Source organism: Candidatus Collinsella stercoripullorum, from assembly GCF_027669965.1.
GTDB classification, from domain to species: Bacteria; Actinomycetota; Coriobacteriia; order Coriobacteriales; family Coriobacteriaceae; genus Collinsella; species Collinsella stercoripullorum.
In genome coordinates this window covers 1-20,433 of sequence record NZ_JAQECM010000029.1, presented here as the reverse complement: position 1 = coordinate 20,433, position 20,433 = coordinate 1, and the positions used below count along the sequence as shown (strand labels likewise).

Here is a 20,433-nt window from a genome sequence, read left to right as displayed (position 1 = left end):
AAATAGTGCCTGTCACTTTTTTCCCATGCGGGCTCCGGCATCGCCGTTTGCCGGGCGGGTGGGAAAAAAGTGACAGGCACTATTTTCCCGCAGTGTGCCGCATGGGACGGGAAAATGGGGGCTGTCCCTTTTTTCCCACAGGGGGTTGTCGGATCATTCTGTTGGTTAGCCATGGCTAACTGGGGTAGAATCCTCCGAAACGACCGCGCGGCGAGGGCGCCGCGCACGGATATCGGAGGTTCTCATGATCTCACCGGAACTCGTCCGGGCGCTGACCTGGGCCGCGCTGGGCTGCGGCTTCACCTGGCTCATGACCACCGCGGGATCTGCCGTGGTCTTCTTCTTCCGCAGCGAGCGCAAGCTCATGCACCATATCTTCCTGGGGTTCGCGGCGGGCGTCATGATCGCCGCGAGCGTCTGGTCGCTTCTGAACCCGGCCATCGAGCAGGCCGAGAAGCTCGGGCAGATCGGCTGGGTCCCGGCGGCGGGCGGCTTCCTTCTGGGCGTCGCCTTCCTGGTGCTGCTCGACTCGCTGCTGCCCCACCTGCACGCCGAGGCGGACGAGCCCGAGGGCGTGAAGACCAGCTGGAAGCGCACGACCCTGCTGGTGTCGGCGGTGACGCTCCACAACATCCCCGAGGGCATGAGCGTCGGCCTGCTGTTCGCGATGGCAGCGCAGGCGGCCGGCGCGGCGGGCGAGGCCTACCTGGGCATGGCGTTCGCGCTGGCGGTCGGCATCGGCTTGCAGAACTTCCCGGAGGGCGCGGCGATCTCGCTGCCGCTCGCGCGCGAGGGCATGTCGCGTCGCCGGGCCTTCGCCATGGGGAGCCTGTCGGGCATCGTCGAGCCGGTCTTCGGAATCCTCGTGGTGCTCGCGAGCGGCTGGATCCAGCCGTTCATGCCCTGGCTGCTGTCGTTCGCCGCCGGCGCCATGGTGTACGTGGTGGTCGAGGAACTCATCCCCGAGGCCCATCTGGGTGAGCACTCCAACGTCGGCACCTTCGGGGTGATCGCGGGCTTCGTCATCATGATGGTGCTCGACGTCGCCCTGGGCTGACGCAGGCGGTCGTGCCGGATGCGCCGGCGCACCGGGCGCGCCCGCTCCCGGCGGCGGAGGCGTTCACGTCCTCGTAACCTGCCATGGGCCGCGGGGGTCCGTATCCCGGCGGTGGGGTACCATTTCGTGCGGAGGGCGAGAGACATGGGGGCGAGCGTATGATCAAGCTGTTCGCGAGCGATCTGGACGGGACGCTGCTGAACGCGTTCCACAACGTCGACCGCACGATCGCCCGTGCGATCCGCGAGGTCACGGACGCCGGGGCGCATGTGGTCATCGCCACGGGGCGCACGATGCTGTCCAACCGCGAGCACGGCTTCGACGGCCTCCCCGTCGAGATCTGCGGCTCCAACGGTGCGATCGTCGTGGGGCGCGAGGGGATCTTGAAGACGTTCCCGGTCAGCCCGGAGCTGCTCGAGCTGCTCGTCCCGGCGTTCCCGGGCATCTGCTTCGACTGCGTGCTGCTGGACGGCACCTACGCCACGGGCTCGCGGGAGCTCCGCGACAGGAGCTTCGACGCCGATCCCCCGCTGCGCCGGATCGCCCTGCGCGGGATGCGCGAGGCGATGGCGGCGACCATGCATTTCGACACGCCCCTGTCCTACCTGCTCGAGCACGAGGTCTACAAGGTCAACTGCCGGGTGCCGGACCGCGCGCTGGGCGAGGAGCTCGAGGCGTTCGTCGCCGAGCACGCCGACCTGGTGGTGAACGCCCCGTTCTCCCCGGTGATGTTCGAGCTCACGGACCCGGCGGTGAACAAGGGGGCGTCCGTGGCGTGGCTCGCGCGGCACTTCGGCTATACGGAGGACGAGGTCGCGGTCTACGGGGACGGCGGCAACGACATCGCCATGCTCGAGCGCTTCCGCCATGCGTACGCCACCGTCAACGGCAGCAGGGCCGCCAAGGCGGCCGCGGGCCATGTCATCGGGCACTGCGCCTTCCATGCGGTGCCGCGCCACATGGTCGCCACGGTGCGGGCGCAGCAGCTCGGCAGCGGCTACACGCGTATCGAATAGGCCCGGCTCCTTCTCCCGCCATGGGGGACGGGTACATGCGGCGGACGGTCTGGGGCGACGAGGGCGCGCCGATTATGAGAACGTGCGGTCGTCGATGAGCGGCGTGGTGTCGGCGATATACTGCACATTGCGCTGGTAGTCGAGCGTGAACACGCATCCGAAGAGCACGTCGAGGGCGTACTGAAGGGCTATGTGCGAAGCGAACTGCGAGATGCGTAGCTGGGGGTGCTCGCGGTCGCTGATCTGCAGATGGAGGTCGACGTCGGGGTGCGCGCGCCGCGCCTTGTCCGTCCCGACGAGGATGATGGGCACATGACGGCAGTGAAGGATGCGTAGGACGTTTTTCAGAAACGTCGCGCGCCCCGAGTACGAGATGACGATCGCCACCGAGTCGGGCTTTGAGGCGGCGGCAACGATGCGCTGCTCCTCTTCGGATCGGGCGACCACGACGGTTTTCCCGATGCCGCGTCGCAGGCGATCTTGGAACGATTCGGCGACGATCGCGTTATGCGAGTGCGTGTAGACATCCACCTGGCTCGCGGCATGTACAAGCCGAGCGGCCTTGAGGACCGTGGGGAAATCCAGGCAGTCGACCGTGTCGGAAAGCGTCAACTCGTAGAGCGCTTTCAGGCCGTAGGCGATGGTGCGCGGGGAGTCCCCTTCGCTAAAAGGGTAATCGATATCGACCGCACCGGATGCTGCGCGCTTAGCACCGCTGCGTGCAAGTTCCACCTTGAATTCGCGGTACCCCGACAGTCCGAGTTTCTTGCAAAACCTGCTGATGCTTGCCGACGAGGTGTGCGCCGCCGCCGCGAGGTCCTCGATCGTGTATCCGTCGATGCGGTCCTGCAGCGCGATGACGGTGCGGGCGAGGGCGTATTCCGCCGGCGTGAGATTATCACATGAGCTGATGCGGTGCGTGATATCCATGCTGCTCCTTCAGAAGACGGCGAGGCGGTGCGGGCGCGATCCGGTGGGACCGGGGCGTGGCCGAGTCGTGGCGAAACGGCGGCGGTACGTCGACGGTGCAGATCTGCGCCCCACGGTTCCGTTATGCACCCGATCCCCGCGTGCGAGCGAGCCGATTCGCCCGTTTTCCCGACCGCTTGATGCCGAACGGTCGGTTTCCGCGGGCAAACGGTTGCCGTTTTCAAAACATATCACGATGCCGCACGGACGCGCCGCTTTCTCTGAAAACGCGTTCCCATTTAGCCCGCAGTCCTCCTCGGTCCTCTCGCCCCCTCTCATACTGCCAGCTAGAAGCCTTGGGAAACACTGACCAATTCATTTAGCGCCGGGTGCCTCCGTGGCGGGCGCCCGGCGCGAAGGCAATTGATCGGTCGTTCCCTTGATGACATGGCGCGACAGAAAGGAGAGGCCATGGGAACATCGGACACGCGGGGCGTCAAGATCGTGACCATCGGGGGCGGCAGCAGCTACACCCCTGAGCTCATGGAGGGTTTCATCAAGCGCTACCACGAGTTGCCCATTCGTGAGATCTGGCTTGTGGATATCGAGGAGGGTCTCGAGAAGGTCGAGATCATCGGCGAGATGGCCCGTCGTCAGTGGAAGGCGGCCGGGCACGACGTCGAGATCCACGTAACCCTCGATCGTAGGGAGGCGCTGCCGGGAGCGGACTTCGTGACCACGCAGTTCCGCGTGGGGCTGCTGTACGCGCGCATCAAGGACGAGCGCATTCCGCTGGCGCACGGCATGCTCGGTCAGGAGACCAACGGGGCGGGCGGCATGTTCAAGGCGTTCCGCACCATCCCGGTCATCGGCCAGATTATCGCCGATATGCGCGAGTTGTGCCCCGATGCATGGCTTATCAACTTCACGAATCCCTCTGGCATGGTGACCGAGGCCGCCATCAAGCATTTCGGCTGGAAGCGCACGATCGGCCTGTGCAACATCCCGGTCATCTCGATGATGAAGGAGCCGGCGCTCATCGGTCGCGATGCCGACGAGCTTACGTTCCGGTTCGCGGGCCTGAACCACTTTCATTGGCACAAGGTGTACGACAGTGCTGGCCGAGACCTGACCGATGAGATGATCGAGCACGTCAACGATCCCGACGGCCCGTTCCCGGCGAATATCTTCGCCGCGGAGTTCCCGAGCGACCTGCTGCACGCCATGCACCTCATGCCCTGCGGCTACCACCGCTACTACTACATGGCAGACGAGATGCTCGGCCACTGCGTGGATGATTTTCAGGCCAACGACACGCGCGCCGAGCACGTGAAAGAGGTCGAGGACGAGCTGTTCGAGCTGTACCGCGACCCCAATCTCGACTACAAGCCGCCTCAGTTGGCGGAACGCGGCGGCGCGTACTACTCCGACGCGGCGTGCGAGTGCATCGCCGCCATCTATAACGACAAGCATGAGCACATGGTGGTCTCGACGCAGAATCGCGGAGCCCTGCCCGATCTCGACCCATCCTCGATCGTCGAGGTCTCGTGCCTCATCGGTGCCCAGGGTGCCGAACCCATCGCCTGGGGCCCCATGCCCAGCGCCGAGAAGGGCTGGCTGCAGGTCATGAAGGCGATGGAGGAGCTGACCATCCAAGCCGCGCTCACCGGCGATTACGGTGTGGCGCGCGAGGCCTTCACCATCAACCCCGTCGTTGCCAAGAACCCCGACGCGATCGCGGTCCTCAACGAGCTGCTGCTCGCCCACGAGCGGTATCTCCCGCAGTTTGCCGATGCCATCGCGCAGCTGAAAGACCAGGGCGCGACCGTGAGCGACCCTGTCGTGCAGGACCTGATGGCGCAGGGCAAGTAGGGCCCGAAGCCTGAGTTTCGTTTTTCGAGGTGCCGCGCGTCCGGCCTGGTTCCGGGCGCGGGGTGCCCGAGTCGGGAGATGCTCGACAAGAAAGGAAGGAACAATGGTGGGAATCGTTTTTGCCAGTCATGGAGGCTTGGCCGAGGGGGTGAGAGATTCGGTGACCATGGTCTTCGGCGAGCAGCGGGACCTGGCGTGCGTATCGCTCAAGCCGAGCATGGCCCCAGAGGAGTTCCGCGCGGAGCTCGAGGCGGCGGTGCGGGGGCTGTCCGATCCCGAAGATGTGCTCGTGCTCGTTGACCTGTGGGGCGGCACGCCGTTCAACCAGGTATCCGCCCTGCTTGACCAGCATGAGGGCTGGGCGCTGCTTACGGGCCTCAACCTGCCCATGGCCATCGAGGCGTGCGCGTCGCGCATGGCGAGGTCCAGCGCCCATGAGCTCGCCGGCCAGCTGCTCGTCGAGGGACGCCGCGGCGTGCGCGTGCTGCCTGAGGGCCTGGCGCCCAAGGCGTCGCGGTCGGCGGCGGCAGCTCCCGGCGCCGCGGGAACGGCGGCGCCCGCCGCGGGCGAGGGCGGCCTTCAGATCAAATGGGTGCGCATCGATTCGCGCCTGCTGCACGGTCAGGTCGCCATGGCCTGGTCCAAGGAGATTCGCCCCGACCGCATTATCGTGGTGTCGGACAACGTGGCCCACGACGAGCTGCGCAAGAATCTCATCACCCAGGCGGCGCCTCCGGGCATCAAAGCCAACGTGTGCCCGGTGTCCAAGCTCATCGAGATCGCTCGCGACCCGCGCTTCTCGCGCACGAGCGCGCTGCTGCTGTTCGAGTTCCCCCAGGACGTGGTCCGCGTGATTGAGGGCGGCGTGCCGCTTGAGCACATCAACGTGGGCTCCATGGCGCATTCCGCCGGCAAGATCGCCATCAACGGGACGGTGTCCATCGATGCCGATGACGCGCAGGCGTTCAAGTGGCTCCATGACCACGGCTGCAAGCTCGGTTGGCAGAAAGTTCCCGCCGACCGCGAGGAGCCCGTCTGGCCGCTCGTCGAGCAGAGCGGGCTTCTGTCCTGACAGGCAGTCGGCGCGCGCCGCGATGCGGTCCGGCGCGCGCCGGCCCTGCGCCCATACATTCAAGAAAGGAGTCATCCATGGAGGTAATCCTGGTACTGCTGGTGGCGCTGCTCGCCGGCTTCGAGGGCATTCTCGACTCGTTCCAGTTCCATCAGCCCATCATCGCCTGTACGCTCATCGGCGTCGTGACCGGGCATCCTGCCGAGGGCATCATGCTCGGCGGCTCGCTGCAGCTCGTGGCGCTCGGCTGGATGAACATCGGCCCGGCGGTTGCGCCCGACGCGGCGCTTTGCTCGGTGGCATCGGCCATTCTGGTGTGCATGAAGGGTGTCGACATGGGCGTCGGCATGTCCGCGGCGATGGCTCTCGCCGTCGCCGGCCTGGGCCTCACCATCATCGTCCGCACCATCGTCGTCGGCCTCATCCATATGGCCGATTCCGCTGCCGCGAAGGGCTCCACGTCCGGTGTCGAGCTCGCCCACCTCACGGCACTGCTCCTGCAGGGCCTTCGCGTGGTCATCCCCGCAGCGCTCATCATCGCGGTGCCCGTCGAGGTCGTGCAGGGCGCGCTCGATGCCATCCCGGCCTGGGTCACCACGGGTCTGTCCACCGCTGGCGGCTTCGTGGTCGCTGTGGGCTACGCGATGGTCATCAACATGATGGCCACGCCCAAGCTGTGGCCGTTCTTCTTCCTGGGCTTCGCCCTGGCGGCCATCTCGGCGCTGAATCTCATCGCCATGGGCATCATCGGCCTGGCCATCGCCTTCGTGTACCTGCAGCTCGCACCCGAGTTCAACTCCGCGTCCGGCCCTGTGGCCGCAACAGGTGCGGTGGGCGACGAACTCGACGCGATCATCAACGACTATGAATAGGGGGCAGACTGATATGGCAACCAACGAAGCGGCGGCCGCCAAGCCGGCGCACCAGCTCTCCATCACCAAGGCGGATCGCATCAACGTATGGCTTCGCAGCACGTTCATGCAGGCCTCCAACAACTACGAGCGTCTTATCACCATGGGCTTCACCTTCTCGATGGTGCCCATCGCCAAGCGCCTGTACCCCGACCAGGCCGATCGCGCGGCGTTTCTCAAGCGCCATCTGGAGTTCTTCAACTCGCATCCCTATCTCGCCTCGCCGATCCTTGGCGTGACGATGGCGCTCGAGGAGGAGCGCGCCAACGGGGCCGAGATCGACGATGCGGCCATCCAGGGCGTCAAGATCGGCATGATGGGTCCGCTTGCCGGCGTGGGCGATCCGGTGTTCTGGGGTACGCTGCGTCCCATTTTGGGAGCGTTCGCCGCATCCCTTGCGCTGACGGGCAACCCTCTGGGCGCCGTCGTGTTCTTCGTGGTGTGGAACGTCGTGCGCATGGCGTTCACCTGGTATACGCAGGAGCTCGGCTACCATCAGGGCCGCAACATCGTGTCCGACCTGTCCGGCGGCATCATGCAGAAGATCACCACCGGCGCGTCGATTCTGGGTATGTTCGTCATGGGCGTGCTGATTCCGCGTTGGACGAGCATCAATCTGTCGAGCGTCGTGCTCTCCAATTCCGACATGGGTGCTGTGGCCGAGAAGTTCCCCGGCATCACCACGCTGCTCGACCTTATCAGCGGCGGTGGGGAGATCACGGCCGAGGCGCTCACCAGCGGCTTCTCGGGGATTCAGGGCATGCTGTCGAGCGGATATTCTGCCATCACCAACGCCGCGGCCTATCCTGACGCGCCGGTGCGCCTCATGCAGACCACGACGCTTCAGAGCGTGTGCGACTCGCTGCTGCCCGGCCTCATGCCGCTCGCGCTCACCATGCTGTGCGTGTTTTTGCTCCGCAAGAAAGTGAACCCCATCCTCATCATCTTCGGCCTGTTCGCCGTGGGTGTGATCGGAGCGTTCTTCGGGATTTTCTAGGGCCTTTCCTTTTGCGTCGGCGGGGTCGTCGTCCACTTCGGACGGCGGCCCCGTCCAAGTAGGGACATGGGTGCCGGTCGCTGTTCGCAATGATGCGGGAGCAAGGTGCGAAAGGGGAGCAGATGGCTGCCAAGAGGGACGAGGGCATGCTGAATGCCAAGGTCGAGCTCGCCGTCCAGGCGAGCGTTTCTGCCGGTGTGCTGCTGCCCCGGCGCGGCCTGCTGCTTGCGGGGGAGCGCGGCGTCGAGTTCCGTGCGCGTGACGGCAGGGGCTATATCCAGATACCCTGGGAGCATGTCGGTTGCGTGCGGGTCGACCTCTACGGGCGCGCCGTTCGCGGGGTCGAGTTCGCGGTCGAGGACAACCGGCGTTTCATGTTTCTGGTATCTGATGGGGCCGAGCTCGTGCGCCTGCTGAACAGGCGGCTCGGCCGCGCCAAGCTGGTGCCGGCGCGCCATGCGCTTTCCGCCCTGCAGCGGAAATGATATCGCCGGACGGCTGCGAAGGGCTCGCGTCCCGGCCTGCGGAGGGGCGGACGGGCGCAGCGTTTGCGCCCATGCATCCCGTGCGAGGCCGTTACCCGTCGCTTCCCTATAGCTGCGCGGCGATGCGCTGCCGGTATCGGACGATGATGTCTTCCAGGGTGATGGAGGCCATGGTGCTCTCTGCCGCCTGCTGGATGTCATCGAAGCACTCGCCGATGACGAGCTGAACGTTGACGCCGACTCCGCAGGCGGGGTTCGTGTGCGTGTCGAGATGCAGCAACGGCTTGTCCCCCTCGACGGCGCGGTAGACGTCGAGCATGGTGATGTTTGCCGCTGGTCGGGCGAGCTCGGGCCGCGCATGCCCGGTCACGGAGGAAAGAAGCCCGGCGCGACGGAGCCTCCCCATCATCTGCCGCACCGTGCTGGCGTTTCCCGCAAGGCTTGTGGCGATAGCGTCGCTCGTGAGGTCGGAGCCCTGCTGCTCATGGACGAACACGAGCAGATGGAGCGCGTCGCTCAGCTTCGTTGAATAGGCCATCTGATCCTTTCTTTGTGGCTGTTGTGAACATTATAACAGCACTGGTCCCCCAAACCTCGCATGGGTACTATTGCTGTTGTAGTAAAAACAACAGCAATATCGGGAGGAGAGGAGCTATGTACCAGACGGAGATCGAGCGCCTCGCCGAGATGCTTGGACAGGCGGATGCCGTGGTGATCGCAGCGAGCAACGGGTTCGATATCGCCGACGGCTACAACCAGTTCGCATGCGACGAGGCGTTCCTGCGCACGTTCGGAGACTTGCACCGAGACTACGGCCTCATGAGCATCTTGCAGGGTCTTATGGCCCGCTGGCCGAGCGCTCGGGAGCGTTGGCGGTTCTTGGCGCGCCTGATCGAGTACGGATATCGCGCCTATGCGCCCTCGCCCGTCATGCGCGCGCTCGATGAGGCGACGCGGGATATGCCGCGGTTCGTGGTGACGTGCAACTGCAACAGCAGGTTTTTGAAGGCGGGCTTCTCTTCCGACGGCCTGCTCGAGACGGAAGGGTCGTTCGCGCGGCTGCACTGCACGGCCTCCTGCTCGCAGGAGACCTACGACGCGCTCCAGATGATCGACATCGCTGCGGGCGACCTCCCGCGCTGTCCGCGCTGCGGGGCGGTGCTCGACGCCGCCGTGGACGACACGGGTCGTATCGGCGCGCTCGAGCCGTTTGCGGCCCAGCGCGCCCGCATGCGCGCGTTTCTGGATGGGCATGCCTCCGACCGAACGCTCGTGCTCGAGCTCGGGGTGGGCCAGGGCAACCGTGCTATCAAAGCGCCGCTCATGGCATGGGCGGAGCGCGCGCCCGGGACGCGGTATGTCGTCGTGAACCGCGACGAGCCCGTGCTGCCGGCACTGCCCGAAAACCGGGCGGTCGGTATCCGGGGCGACCTTGCTCGCGTTCTCGCCGACTTGGGGATGGCGCAGAATCGATGAGCCGGCTCATGGGACTTTACGCCCAGCACTTGGGGGTCGAGCGGGCGTGTGGCAGCGGTGATGAGGCTGCCTACCGTGCCGCCATCGATCGCGCCCGCGAGCTCGTCAAGGATGCCGACGCCATTGTGGCGGGCGTCGGCTCTGGCATGTCGAGCGCATGCGGCTACGAGCACTACCACCGCACCGCCGCTTTTGACGGCGCGTTCGGTAGATTCGAGCGCGCTCATGGCTTCTCGACGTTCATGGACGGCTACTACCATCTGTATGCGACCAACGAGGAGCGTTGGGGGTTTCTTGCCGCGTATATCGACTACATGGAGTCCGCGCCGGTTGGGGAGCCGTATCGGCAGTTATGGAAGCTGATCGCAGACCGTCCGTACTTCGTGTTGACCACCAATATCGATGGCCAGGTGCGCCGTGCGTTCCCTCGTCGGCGCTCATGGCTGTTCCAGGGGGATTGTCGCTGGCTACAGTGCGCGCAGCCCTGTTGCGACGAGCTGTGGGATTCGGGTCCGGCCGTCCGGCGCATGCTCGACGCGATGGGTCCGGATGGCGTGCGTCCGCCGGCAGACGCGCTTCCGCGTTGCCCGCGTTGCGGTTGGCTTGCGGTCCCTTGGGTGCGCGATGAGGGTTTCCTTGAGGGCGAGGCATGGCATGAAGGCAAGCGGCGCTACGAGGCCTTCGTCTCTCACGTGCTCGACGCGTGCGGACGCGTGCTCTTCTTGGAGCTTGGAGTGGGCGGCATGACCCCCAGCGTTATCGAGATGCCGTTCTGGCGCATGGTGCGCTCCAATCCTAATGCCTTCTATCTGCGCATAAACCTTTCCAAGGCGGGTGAGCCGCTGCAGCTGGGCGGTCGCTCGCTCACCATCGGGGGCGACATCGCCCGCGTCTTTTTCGACTTGACGGAAAGCTGAGGTTTGAAGCATGAGTTTTTACGAGGATCTGGTCACGCAGACCCAGATGAACTACGAGCGCTACTATCCGGTATATGCGCGCGGCGAGGCTCCCTATGAGCTCGCGGAGCCTTCCCCGCTCTCCTACGAGGAACAGGTTGAGCACTTGGTTCACGAGATCCAAAAAGCGGACTGCGTGCTCGTGGGCGGTGCATCGGGTCTTTCGGCGGCGGGCGGCGGCGACTTCTACTACGGTGACACGCCGTCGTTTCGAGAGCACTTCGGTAAGTTCGCCGAGCGCTATGGCATCAAGGGGGCCTTCGACGGGAGCTTCCGCCGCTGGGAGACACCCGAGGAGAAGTGGGCCTATCTCTCCACGTTCCTTCATACCACGCAGAGCGCTCCGGTCCGTGCGCCCTATCTCGACCTGGACGCGCTGCTTGACGGCAAGGATTTCTTCGTGCTCACGACGAACCAGGATACGCAGTTCGTGAAGCTCTATCCCGAAGAGCAGGTGGCCGAGATCCAGGGGGACCATCGCTTTTTCCAATGCGCGCGGTGCTGCACCGATGATACGTGGGATGCCGTCGAGCCGGTTCGAAAGATGATCGAGGCGCAAGGGGACGACATGCGCATCCCTTCGGAGCTCATCCCGCGCTGTCCGCACTGCGGCGGCGAGGCGTTTCCATGGGTGCGCGGCTACGGAAACTTTTTACAGGGTGCCAAGTACCAGGACGAGTACGAAAAGGTCTCGCGCTGGCTTGGAGCGCATACAGATGAGCGCGTGTTGTTTCTAGAGCTTGGCGTGGGACGCATGACGCCGATGTTTATCCAAGAGCCGTTTTGGAACCTCACGCTTGCCTTGCCGAAGGCGCGCTACATCTCCATAAACGATCGCTATGATCTGCTGCCCGCTCAAATTGCCGACCGCGGTCTGGTTATCGTTGCGGACATCGCTCGCGTGCTTTCCGACGCGCGGGCGGATCTGGCGCGCGTGCGGGGGTAGCGGAGGCCGCGGGGCGCATGTCGGCGGCGCCTTCGCCCTGCTATACTTGACGATGACATACTTGTACGAACAAGATGGAGGCAGCATGATCCGCACAGACCGTGAGATCACCGACCGCGCCGAGCAGCTCGCCATCATCGACGCCTGCGACGTGTGCCGTGTGGCGCTCAACGGGGCCGACGGCTATCCGTACATCGTTCCGCTCAATTTCGGCGTCGATGTCGAGGACGATCAGGTATACCTGTATTTCCATAGTGCGAACCGAGGCCATAAGCTTGACCTTATGGCTCACGATGCACGTGCGACGTTCGAGATGGATTGCGACCACAATTTCATCTTCTACGATGAGCGCATGAGCTGCACCATGGGGTACCGCAGCGTCATCGGGCGGGGAACCGTGGAGATCCTGCCCGACGAGCGCAAGATCGACGGCCTCAAGATCCTCATGCGCCATTATCATGCGGAAGATTTCCCCTGGAGCACGAAGCTCGTGCCGGCTACGACCGTGTGGCGCCTCAAGGTCGAGTCCATGGTGGGTAAGTTCCGTGACAACGTGCATCCGGGCGAGAGCCGCTGGACGCCGCCGGCGGGTTGGAACGGTTTCGACAGGCTGTAGTCAACCGCGGGGATGCTGGCTGGGGAGGCCCCCGCCAATCCGCTCCGCATTGCCCGCTCGGGCTGCAACAGCGACGGTATCACCCGGCCGGAATGCACGGAATCATCGCGAATTCCGTGCATTCCGGCCGGGTGATACCGTCGCTGTTGCAGCGCGTCGTACGCGTCTAGCAGTTGCCGGTGTAGACGTGCTCGAGGTGCCGGCGCGCCACGTCGGCGAGGCGGTAGACCGCATCCACGGGCGTCGGCCCGCGATCGGTGAGGCGCCAGCGCGGGAAGAAGCGCGTGACATGGTAGGTGACGGTGTTACGCCCGCGTCCCTCGTCAAGCGATGCGAGCCAGCGGGCCATCGCGTCGATCTCCTCCTCGGTGTCGTTCATGCCGGGGACGACGAGCGTCGTGACCTCGAGATGACAGGCGGGATCAGCCGCGAGGCGCGCGATGGCGCCCTTTACGCGGGAGAGCGCGTGCGCGGACGCGCCACAGGCGTCGTAGAACCCGTCGGTAAACCCCTTGAGATCGATATTCGCCGCGTCGATGAGCCCCGCGAGCCCGTCGAGCACGCTCGGTTCGACGCATCCGTTCGACACCAAGACGTTCACAAGCCCCGCCTCGTGCGCCAGCCGCGCGCAGTCGCGCACGTACTCCCATCCGACGAGCGGCTCGTTGTAGGTGTAGGCGATTCCGATCACGCGGCCGTCGCGGTCGCGTGCGTCGCGGGTGATGGCGACGAGCTCGTCGGGGGCGATCTCGCGCCAGGGGACGCCCGCATCGTCTGCTTGCGAGATCTCCGCGTTTTGGCAAAACGGGCATCCCAGGTTGCAGCCAAAGCTTCCGGCCGACACCACGAAGGTGCCGGGTCTGTAGCGCGCAAGCGGCTTCTTCTCGATGGGGTCGAGCGCCAGCGAGGTGACGCGCCCGTAGTTTGCGGGCATCACCGCGCCGCCGACGTTGCGTCGGGCCCGGCACGCTCCAAGGCGCCCCGGCGCCAGGCGGCAGCGGTGCGGGCAGGTGCCGCAGGTTGCGTACGCGGCTGCTGCTTCCATGGTCCCCTCCTTCGACGGGCGCCTCGAGGCGCGCCCGCGGCTCCCTATACGTGGCGCGTGACAGTGAACCGCTCGAGCGTGATGCTCGGGTCGTCCGGGTCGATGCCGCCCTTGCGCGCGGCGATGCCGATCTGCTCCGCGACCGTGTCGATGCCGTCGAGGTCCGGCAGCAGCAGCCCGCGCCGCCCTCGGCTCGCGCTCACGATGACGCCGTAGCGGGCGGGATCGAGCTCGTCGGGCCCTGCGATCGCCTCGGGTTCCGACAGCACGTCAACATCGTAGACCAGCTCTGCGAGTTCGTCTTCTTCCACGGAGGAGAAGCGCGGGTCGCGGCATCCGGCCGAGATCGCGTTCGCGCAGATTTCCTCGGCAAGGCTGTCGCGCACGGGCAGGATGGTCCCGATGCAGCCGCGCAGCTGCCCGTTCATCTTGAGCGAGACGAAGGCGCCGGCGCGCGTCGAGAACAGCTCGTCGGGAAGCGCCTCGGCGAGATCTGCCGGCAGGTCCCGGTTGGGATCGATGCGCCGCCCGTCGCGGACGTAGGATTCGAGCGAGTAGCGCGCGAGCTGCACCCACGGGCTCTCGGCGTGGCGGCGCCTGGCCATGTCCGCCGCATGCCACGCCTCGTACCGGTCGCCGATGGCGCGCGAGGCATCCGAGCCGTGCGCCCCGGTGGGGGTGAACGCGGCGATGCCGTATCCCACGCCGAAGGGCCCCTCATAGGAAAGCAGCTCGGATCTGATGGGCGTGCGGTCGAGCGCGCCCGCCATGATCTGGAACGAGCGTAGGCCGCATTCGGCGGCGCGCTCGCACATGCCGCGGTCCGCAGTCATCAGCGCCAGGAAGTCGCCCTCCTCGAGGGCATGGCACACGAGCTCGTCGAAGGCGGGGCCGTCGGGGGCGTATCCGTAGGGCCCGTCCTCGGCGAGCTTGTGCGACAGGTCGCCCGACGCGACGAAGACGCAGCGCCGCCCCAGCGTATCGGACACGCGCTGGACGAGCTGGCCCAAGCGGTAGTGGTCGCGCGGGGAGAGCCCGGACAGCCCGATGCGGACCAGCCGGTACGTCGGCAGGTCGTCGCCCGCATCGCGGCGGCGCGCGTACTCCTCTTGGATGAAGTGGAGCGGCACGAGCACGCCCCAGTCGAGCTCGGGGTCCCGCTCGCCGGCGGTGCCGGCGGCGAGGCCGCAGGCGTCTGCCGCCTCACACAGCGCGTCGACGAGTTCCCGGTCGTAGGCGACCCGGCTTCCGTCGGCGCGATCCCCGAACGGGGCGAACGTTCCGGCCGCACCGCTGCCGCCCGAGATGTGCAGGTAATCGAGGTACGACGTCGAGTGCGGGCTCGAGAGCACGATGGTGTCGGGCGCGATCTCGGCGACGCGCCGCGCCACCTCGCGATAGGCGTCGACGGTGGCCTGGATGCCCGCTTCGCGCCCATGCCCGACCCCGGGAACGATCAGCGGTGGATGCGGAACGGCGAATGCGGCGCATATCGGCATAAGACCATCTCCTCGGAAGGCTGCTTTTGGCTTAGTGTGCCCATTTTGGCCTGCGATATGGACGCGACGGCGGCTTAACGTCTACGCGCATCGCCCTTGACCCCGCCTTGACACTTGTGCAGAGACCGTGCGGCGCGGCGAGGCGGGTATATTCGTGCACACGCTGTGCAATAATGCACACGGAGTGAAATTGCAACCGAAAGGACTGCATGCCACAAACCGATTTCAAGTGCGACCGCCGGTCGCTGCGCTCGCAGCACGCGCTGCTCGGCGCGCTCGTCCGGCAGCTCAGCGCGGGCGAAGACCTGTCGCGCATCACGGTGGCGTCGCTCACCGAGTGCGCGGGCCTGACGCGGCGCACGTTCTACTCCCATTACAAGGACATTCCCGATTTCGTCGAGCAGGTGGAGTCCGTCCTGCTCGAAGACATCGGAGGGCTCGTGGCGCGCATCGGCGCCTCGACGCTGCCGGAGCTTTATCGCAACATCGATGAGCTGGCTCCTGCCCCCGGCTCCGTCGAGCTGCTCGACTACCTGCGCGAGCACTGCGAGCTCATCGGATCGCTTCTTGGCCCCGGCGGAGACCCGGCGTTCATCAAGAAGCTCATCGACCTGGCGCGCGCGGCGGTCGCCGACCGTATGCAGACCGGCATCTTCCCCGGTGCGCTGGGCGCCTTCTTCGACTACTACCTCAGCTATGTCGTCACCGCCGAGGTCGGCGTGATTCAGCGCTGGTTCGAGACCGGCCTCAAGGAGAGCCCCGAGACCATGGCGCGCATCATGACGGTCATCGCCTTCGTGCGCCCCGGCGACCTGTACGGCATGCCCATCGACATCAACGTGCCGGAATACGGCATGAAGCTTCTCAACCTGCAACTCGAGAACGAGGGGAACTAAATGAGCGACGAGATCAAGATCGGTGTTGTCCCCGAGGGCGCGATCTGGAACCCCGACGCGGCCTTCGGGACGCTGCACCTCGGCATCGACGTGGGCTCCACCACGGTGAAGCTCGCCGTGCTGAACGATGACGACGAGATCGTCTACGCCAAGTACCAGCGCCACCACACCGACGTGCGCGCCTGCGCGCGCGATCTGTTCGAGGGCGCCGCGGGCCTGCTCGGGGCGACGCCCATGACCTGCGCGATCACCGGCTCGGGCGGCCTGCTTCTGTCCCAGTGGCTGGGCCTGGAGTTCGTCCAGGAGGTCATCGCCTCCAAGCGCGCCGTGGAGACCCTCATCCCGGCCACCGACGTCGCCATCGAGCTGGGCGGCGAGGACGCCAAGATCATCTACTTCGACCAGGGCATCGAGCAGCGCATGAACGGCACCTGCGCCGGCGGCACGGGCGCGTTTATCGACCAGATGGCCACGCTGCTGCACACCGACGCCTCCGGCCTGAACGAGCTCGCGAAGGGCGCGACGACCATCTACCCGATCGCCAGCCGCTGCGGCGTGTTCGCCAAGACCGACGTCCAGCCCCTGCTGAACGAGGGCGCCCGCCCCGAGGACGTGGCGGCGTCCATCTTCCAGGCCGTCGTGACCCAGACCATCTCGGGCCTCGCCTGCGGCCGCCCCATCCGCGGCAACGTCGCCTTCCTGGGCGGCCCGCTGCAGTACCTCTCCGAGCTGCGCCAGCGCTTCTACATCACGCTCGAGCTCGACGAGGCGCACCGCATCGTGCCGGACAACGCCCACCTGTTCGTGGCCTCCGGCGCGGCGATGGCGCACGAGTCCACCAAGCTCGCGACCTTCCCCGAGCTCATCCGCTCCATCGACGCGCTCGGCGACACCCAGGGCTCCGAGGTGGCGCGCCTCGACCCGCTGTTCGCCGACGAGGCGTCCTACGCGGCCTTCAGGGAGCGCCACGACCGCGAGGTCGTGCCGCGCGGCGACCTGGCGACCTACGGCGGCAGCCGCGTGTTCATCGGCATCGACGCCGGCTCCACCACCATGAAGGCAGCCATGGTGGGCGAGGACGGCCAGCTGCTGCACACCTGGTACGGCAACAACAACGGCGACATCCTCGGCACGGCCAAGACCATCATGGCCGACTTCTACGCCCATATCCCCGCCGGCTGCACGATCGGCCACGTGACCACCACCGGCTACGGCGAGGCCCTGCTCATCGAGGCCCTGAAGGCCGACTCCGGCGAGATCGAGACCGTCGCCCACCTGCGCGGCGCCCGTGCCTTCCTGCCCGGCGTCCAGTTCATCCTGGATATCGGCGGCCAGGACATGAAGTGCCTGCGCGTGCGCGACGGCGTCATCGAGCACATCATGCTGAACGAGGCGTGCTCCTCGGGCTGCGGCTCCTTCATCGAGAGCTTCGCGGTGTCCATGGACATGGACGTGCGCGCCTTCGCCCAGGAGGCCATCGGCGCCCGGAACCCCGTCGACCTGGGCAGCCGCTGCACCGTGTTCATGAACTCCCGCGTGAAGCAGGCCCAGAAGGAGGGCGCCACCGTGGGCGACATCGCGGCGGGCCTGTCCTACTCCGTGATCAAGAATGCCCTGTTCAAGGTCATCAAGCTGCGCGACCCGTCCGAGATCGGCACCCAGGTCATCGTCCAGGGCGGCACCTTCATGTCCGACGCCACCCTGCGCGCGTTCGAGCTGCTGACCGGCCTGGACGCGGTGCGCCCCGACATCGCGGGCTGCATGGGCGCCTACGGCGCGGCCCTGCTCGCGCGCGACCGCGCCGGCGCCGACGGGGCCTCCGCCATCCTCACCGCCGAGGAGATCGCGGGCCTCACCGTCATCCAGAAGCACGCGCGCTGCGGCCGCTGCTCCAACAACTGCCAGCTCACCATCAACGACTTCGGCGGGGGCCGCCGCTTCATCACCGGCAACCGGTGCGAGAAGGGCGCGGGCCACAAGAAGCGCAAAACCGAGGCGCCCAACCTCTTCAAGCGCAAGAACGAGCTGCTGTTCGACCGCCCGTGCCTGCCCGCCGACGAGGCCCCGCGCGGCACCGTGGGCATCCCGCGCGCGCTCAACCTGTACGAGGACTACCCGTTCTGGCACGCGTTCTTCACCAAGCTCGGCTTCTCGGTGGTCCTGTCGGACGACTCGACCAAGAAGACCTACGAGGCCGGCATCGAGTCCATGCCGTCCGAGTCGGTGTGCTACCCGGCCAAGCTGTCGCACGGCCACATCATGAACCTCATCGAGAAGGACCCGGACTTCATCTGGATGCCCTGCATCCGCAAGGAGCGCAAGGAGGACCCGGCGGCGGGCAACTGCTACAACTGCCCGATCGTCATGAGCTACCCCACGGCGCTGGGCCTGAACATCGACGAGCTCGCCGAGAAGAACATCGAGTTCATGTACCCCTTCGTCCCCTACAACGACCGGGTGGAGCTCAAGCGCCGGCTGTACGAGGTGCTCGCCCGGGACCGCGTGGCCGACGCCGAGGCGGGCCGCGGGCGCGTGCGCGGGCCGCGCCTGACCCGCTCCGAGATCGACGCCGCGGTGAACTACGCCTACGAGGTCGACGCCGAGTTCCACGAGCAGGTCCAGACGATGGGCGAGGAGACCGTCCATTGGATCGAGGAGCACGGCGGCCACGGCATCGTGCTCGCCGGGCGCCCCTACCACAACGACCCGGAGATCAACCACTCCCTGCCCGAGCTCATCACGAGCTTCGGGTTCGCGGTGCTCACCGAGGACTCGGTGGCGCACCTCGTGAAGCCCGACCGCCCCATCCGCGTCGTGGACCAGTGGATGTACCACAGCCGCCTGTACCGCGCGGCCAAGCTCGTCACCCTGCGCGACGACCTGGACCTCATCCAGCTGAACTCCTTCGGCTGCGGCCTGGACGCCCTCACCACCGACCAGGTGCAGGAGATCCTGGAGGGCTCCGGCAAGATCTACACCGTGCTCAAGATCGACGAGGTGTCCAACCTCGGTGCCGCGCGCATCCGCATCCGCTCGCTCATGGCCGCCCTGAAGGACCAGGAGGCCGAGCGCGCCGCCGCGGCCGTCGCGGCGGGCGAGGACTACGAGCCCGGTGACGCCGCGCCGGTGGCGCCCTCCGAGGAGGCCCCGGTCTTCGCCACCCACAAGTACGCGCTGTCGGCCCAGCGCCGCGCGCAGTCCGCCGCCTTCCCCAAGGTGAAGTTCACCGAGGAGATGCGCCGCGAGGGCTACACCATCCTGTGCCCGCAGATGGCGCCGATCCACTTCGACCTGGTCAAGGAGGTCTTCCGCAAGAACGGCTACAACCTGGAGCTTTTGCCCTCCACCGACCGCGGCGCCGTCGAGGCGGGCCTCAAGTACGTCAACAACGACATCTGCTACCCGTCGATCCTCGTGACGGGCCAGATCATGGAGGCGGTCGAGTCCGGGCGCTACGACCTGTCGAAGACCGCCGTCATCATCTCGCAGACCGGCGGCGGGTGCCGCGCCACCAACTACATCGCGCTCATCCGCAAGGCGCTCAAGGACGCCGGCCACCCCGAGATCCCGGTCATCTCCATCAGCGCGGTGAAGCTCGACGAGGACAACCCCGGCTTCAAGGTCACCCCGCAGATCCTGAAGGCGGCCGTGTACGCGGTGCTCTACGGCGACGTGATGATGCAGATGCTCTACCGCTGCCGCCCCTACGAGGCGGAGCCCGGCGCCGCGAACGCCCTGTACGAGAAGTTCATGGCCAAGGCGCGCGAGCTCGCGCCGACCTTCACGCGCCGCAGCTACACCAAGCTCGTGCGCGAGTCCGTGGCGGCCTTCGACTCCATGCCGCTCGTGGGCGAGGGCACCAAGCCGCGCGTCGGCGTGGTGGGCGAGATCCTCGTCAAGTTCCACCCGACGGCCAACAACCACGTGGTCGACGTCATCGAGCACGAGGGCTGCGAGGCCGTCGTGCCGGGCCTGCTCGACTTCTTCCTGTTCGCCATGAGCGGCGCGGAGAACGACCGCGGCGAGCTGGGGAGCTCCGGCGCCCAGCGCGCGGCCATGAGCGCCCTGATCAAGCTCATCGACTGGATGCGCGGGCCCGCCGACGAGATCCTCGCCAAGTCCCGCCGCTTCGAGCGCCCCGAGCCCATCTCGGCGCTCGCGCAGAAGGCGAGTCAGGTGCTCAGCCTGTGCAACACGATGGGCGAGGGCTGGCTGCTCACGGCCGAGATGCTCGACCTCATCGACCACGGCGCGCCCAACATCATCTGCACGCAGCCCTTCGCCTGCCTGCCCAACCACGTGGTGGGCAAGTCGGTCATCAAGGAGCTGCGCCGCCGCCACCCGGAGAGCAACATCGTGGCCGTGGACTACGACCCGGGCGCCTCCGAGGTGAACCAGCTGAACCGCATCAAGCTCATGATCTCGGTGGCGAAGGAGAACATGCGCGCCGGCAAGGGCTTCACGCTCGAGCGCATCAAGCCGCTCGAGATGGACGCGGTCGACTCCAAGTTCCGCCCGCACCACGCCGAGGACGCGGACGCGCGCAACCCGCTCGACGGGGCCGCCGGCTGCGGCTCGTGCGGCGCCGTGACCGACGACGCGGTCGCCGCCGTGGCCGAGCGCCTGGGCGAGGGCGTGGGGTCCGCCGCCGGCGGGCGCCGATAGGTTCCGGGCGGCGGC

17 protein-coding genes are annotated in these 20,433 nt (G+C 66.5%); 13 read left to right on the top strand and 4 right to left on the bottom strand.

The features are described from left to right. The first annotated feature begins 244 nt into the window (after positions 1-244). Positions 245-1,057, top strand: coding sequence for a ZIP family metal transporter (locus tag PHA29_RS06865; RefSeq protein ID WP_270848832.1), 813 nt, complete (start codon positions 245-247; stop codon positions 1,055-1,057). A gap of 158 nt (positions 1,058-1,215) precedes the next feature. Further along, positions 1,216-2,073, top strand: coding sequence for an HAD hydrolase family protein (locus tag PHA29_RS06860; RefSeq protein ID WP_270404816.1), 858 nt, complete (start codon positions 1,216-1,218; stop codon positions 2,071-2,073). Positions 2,074-2,145: 72 nt separating this feature from the next. On the opposite strand, the gene PHA29_RS06855 is transcribed toward PHA29_RS06860, so the two are convergent. Next, the gene (locus PHA29_RS06855) at positions 2,146-3,003 is read right to left on the bottom strand and encodes a MurR/RpiR family transcriptional regulator (protein WP_270404818.1); all 858 of its coding nucleotides are present in this window, start codon (positions 3,001-3,003) and stop codon (positions 2,146-2,148) included. 450 nt (positions 3,004-3,453) lie between these two features. On the opposite strand from PHA29_RS06855, the gene PHA29_RS06850 reads away from it, so the two are divergent. From PHA29_RS06850 to PHA29_RS06830, 5 genes are all read left to right on the top strand, one after another. Next, a complete protein-coding gene (locus tag PHA29_RS06850) occupies positions 3,454-4,854 on the top strand; it encodes a 6-phospho-beta-glucosidase (RefSeq protein ID WP_270848830.1) in 1,401 nt (466 codons plus the stop codon). Between the two features lie 103 nt (positions 4,855-4,957). Next, entirely contained in the window at positions 4,958-5,926 is a 969-nt protein-coding gene (locus PHA29_RS06845) for a PTS sugar transporter subunit IIB (RefSeq protein ID WP_270848829.1), read from the top strand. A gap of 77 nt (positions 5,927-6,003) precedes the next feature. Then, positions 6,004-6,798, top strand: a complete 795-nt coding sequence (locus tag PHA29_RS06840; RefSeq protein ID WP_270404823.1) for a PTS mannose/fructose/sorbose transporter subunit IIC — start codon at positions 6,004-6,006, stop codon at positions 6,796-6,798. 13 nt (positions 6,799-6,811) lie between these two features. Next, positions 6,812-7,834 carry a PTS system mannose/fructose/sorbose family transporter subunit IID gene (locus PHA29_RS06835; RefSeq protein WP_270848827.1) on the top strand — a complete coding sequence of 341 codons (1,023 nt, stop codon included), beginning with the start codon at positions 6,812-6,814 and terminating at the stop codon, positions 7,832-7,834. A gap of 122 nt (positions 7,835-7,956) precedes the next feature. Beyond that, entirely contained in the window at positions 7,957-8,319 is a 363-nt protein-coding gene (locus PHA29_RS06830) for a DUF956 family protein (RefSeq protein WP_270848826.1), read from the top strand. A gap of 106 nt (positions 8,320-8,425) precedes the next feature. On the opposite strand, the gene PHA29_RS06825 is transcribed toward PHA29_RS06830, so the two are convergent. Continuing rightward, the gene (locus PHA29_RS06825) at positions 8,426-8,857 is read right to left on the bottom strand and encodes an Rrf2 family transcriptional regulator (protein ID WP_270404829.1); all 432 of its coding nucleotides are present in this window, start codon (positions 8,855-8,857) and stop codon (positions 8,426-8,428) included. Between the two features lie 116 nt (positions 8,858-8,973). Between PHA29_RS06825 and PHA29_RS06820 the strand changes: the two genes are divergently transcribed. The 4 genes from PHA29_RS06820 (at position 8,974) to PHA29_RS06805 (ending at position 12,313) form a co-directional block, all read left to right on the top strand. After that, complete coding sequence (locus PHA29_RS06820) at positions 8,974-9,795, top strand: SIR2 family NAD-dependent protein deacylase (RefSeq protein ID WP_270848825.1); 822 nt, start codon at positions 8,974-8,976, stop codon at positions 9,793-9,795. An 8-nt stretch (positions 9,796-9,803) separates the two neighbouring features. Continuing rightward, the gene (locus PHA29_RS06815; RefSeq protein WP_270848823.1) at positions 9,804-10,712 is read left to right on the top strand and encodes an SIR2 family NAD-dependent protein deacylase; all 909 of its coding nucleotides are present in this window, start codon (positions 9,804-9,806) and stop codon (positions 10,710-10,712) included. A 10-nt stretch (positions 10,713-10,722) separates the two neighbouring features. Continuing rightward, the gene (locus PHA29_RS06810; protein WP_270848821.1) at positions 10,723-11,697 is read left to right on the top strand and encodes an SIR2 family NAD-dependent protein deacylase; all 975 of its coding nucleotides are present in this window, start codon (positions 10,723-10,725) and stop codon (positions 11,695-11,697) included. Positions 11,698-11,782: 85 nt separating this feature from the next. Next, positions 11,783-12,313 (top strand): pyridoxamine 5'-phosphate oxidase family protein, encoded by a 531-nt coding sequence (locus PHA29_RS06805; protein WP_270848819.1) that lies wholly within the window; start codon positions 11,783-11,785, stop codon positions 12,311-12,313. A gap of 166 nt (positions 12,314-12,479) precedes the next feature. Here the strand turns inward: PHA29_RS06805 and amrS are convergent, their stop codons facing one another. Together amrS and amrA are read right to left on the bottom strand one after the other, a co-directional pair. Continuing rightward, the gene (gene amrS / locus PHA29_RS06800; RefSeq protein ID WP_270404838.1) at positions 12,480-13,358 is read right to left on the bottom strand and encodes an AmmeMemoRadiSam system radical SAM enzyme; all 879 of its coding nucleotides are present in this window, start codon (positions 13,356-13,358) and stop codon (positions 12,480-12,482) included. 44 nt (positions 13,359-13,402) lie between these two features. Next, positions 13,403-14,857, bottom strand: a complete 1,455-nt coding sequence (gene amrA, locus PHA29_RS06795; RefSeq protein ID WP_270848817.1) for an AmmeMemoRadiSam system protein A — start codon at positions 14,855-14,857, stop codon at positions 13,403-13,405. Positions 14,858-15,066: 209 nt separating this feature from the next. Between amrA and PHA29_RS06790 the strand changes: the two genes are divergently transcribed. Next, positions 15,067-15,753 (top strand): TetR-like C-terminal domain-containing protein, encoded by a 687-nt coding sequence (locus tag PHA29_RS06790; RefSeq protein ID WP_270404842.1) that lies wholly within the window; start codon positions 15,067-15,069, stop codon positions 15,751-15,753. Further along, on the top strand, positions 15,754-20,418 hold the full coding sequence (locus PHA29_RS06785) for a 2-hydroxyacyl-CoA dehydratase (protein ID WP_270848816.1): 4,665 nt from the start codon (positions 15,754-15,756) through the stop codon (positions 20,416-20,418). Positions 20,419-20,433 lie beyond the last annotated feature (15 nt).

Excerpts from the sequence above, each read along its gene's own strand:
- PHA29_RS06865 (WP_270848832.1), top strand. The coding sequence starts at position 245 with ATGATCTCACCGGAACTCGTCCGGGCGCTGACCTGGGCCGCGCTGGGC.
- PHA29_RS06860 (WP_270404816.1), top strand. The coding sequence starts at position 1,216 with ATGATCAAGCTGTTCGCGAGCGATCTGGACGGGACGCTGCTGAACGCG.
- PHA29_RS06855 (WP_270404818.1), bottom strand. The coding sequence starts at position 3,003 with ATGGATATCACGCACCGCATCAGCTCATGTGATAATCTCACGCCGGCG.
- PHA29_RS06850 (WP_270848830.1), top strand. The coding sequence starts at position 3,454 with ATGGGAACATCGGACACGCGGGGCGTCAAGATCGTGACCATCGGGGGC.
- PHA29_RS06845 (WP_270848829.1), top strand. The coding sequence starts at position 4,958 with ATGGTGGGAATCGTTTTTGCCAGTCATGGAGGCTTGGCCGAGGGGGTG.
- PHA29_RS06840 (WP_270404823.1), top strand. The coding sequence starts at position 6,004 with ATGGAGGTAATCCTGGTACTGCTGGTGGCGCTGCTCGCCGGCTTCGAG.
- PHA29_RS06835 (WP_270848827.1), top strand. The coding sequence starts at position 6,812 with ATGGCAACCAACGAAGCGGCGGCCGCCAAGCCGGCGCACCAGCTCTCC.
- PHA29_RS06830 (WP_270848826.1), top strand. The coding sequence starts at position 7,957 with ATGGCTGCCAAGAGGGACGAGGGCATGCTGAATGCCAAGGTCGAGCTC.
- PHA29_RS06825 (WP_270404829.1), bottom strand. The coding sequence starts at position 8,857 with ATGGCCTATTCAACGAAGCTGAGCGACGCGCTCCATCTGCTCGTGTTC.
- PHA29_RS06820 (WP_270848825.1), top strand. The coding sequence starts at position 8,974 with ATGTACCAGACGGAGATCGAGCGCCTCGCCGAGATGCTTGGACAGGCG.
- PHA29_RS06815 (WP_270848823.1), top strand. The coding sequence starts at position 9,804 with ATGGGACTTTACGCCCAGCACTTGGGGGTCGAGCGGGCGTGTGGCAGC.
- PHA29_RS06810 (WP_270848821.1), top strand. The coding sequence starts at position 10,723 with ATGAGTTTTTACGAGGATCTGGTCACGCAGACCCAGATGAACTACGAG.
- PHA29_RS06805 (WP_270848819.1), top strand. The coding sequence starts at position 11,783 with ATGATCCGCACAGACCGTGAGATCACCGACCGCGCCGAGCAGCTCGCC.
- amrS (WP_270404838.1), bottom strand. The coding sequence starts at position 13,358 with ATGGAAGCAGCAGCCGCGTACGCAACCTGCGGCACCTGCCCGCACCGC.
- amrA (WP_270848817.1), bottom strand. The coding sequence starts at position 14,857 with ATGCCGATATGCGCCGCATTCGCCGTTCCGCATCCACCGCTGATCGTT.
- PHA29_RS06790 (WP_270404842.1), top strand. The coding sequence starts at position 15,067 with ATGCCACAAACCGATTTCAAGTGCGACCGCCGGTCGCTGCGCTCGCAG.
- PHA29_RS06785 (WP_270848816.1), top strand. The coding sequence starts at position 15,754 with ATGAGCGACGAGATCAAGATCGGTGTTGTCCCCGAGGGCGCGATCTGG.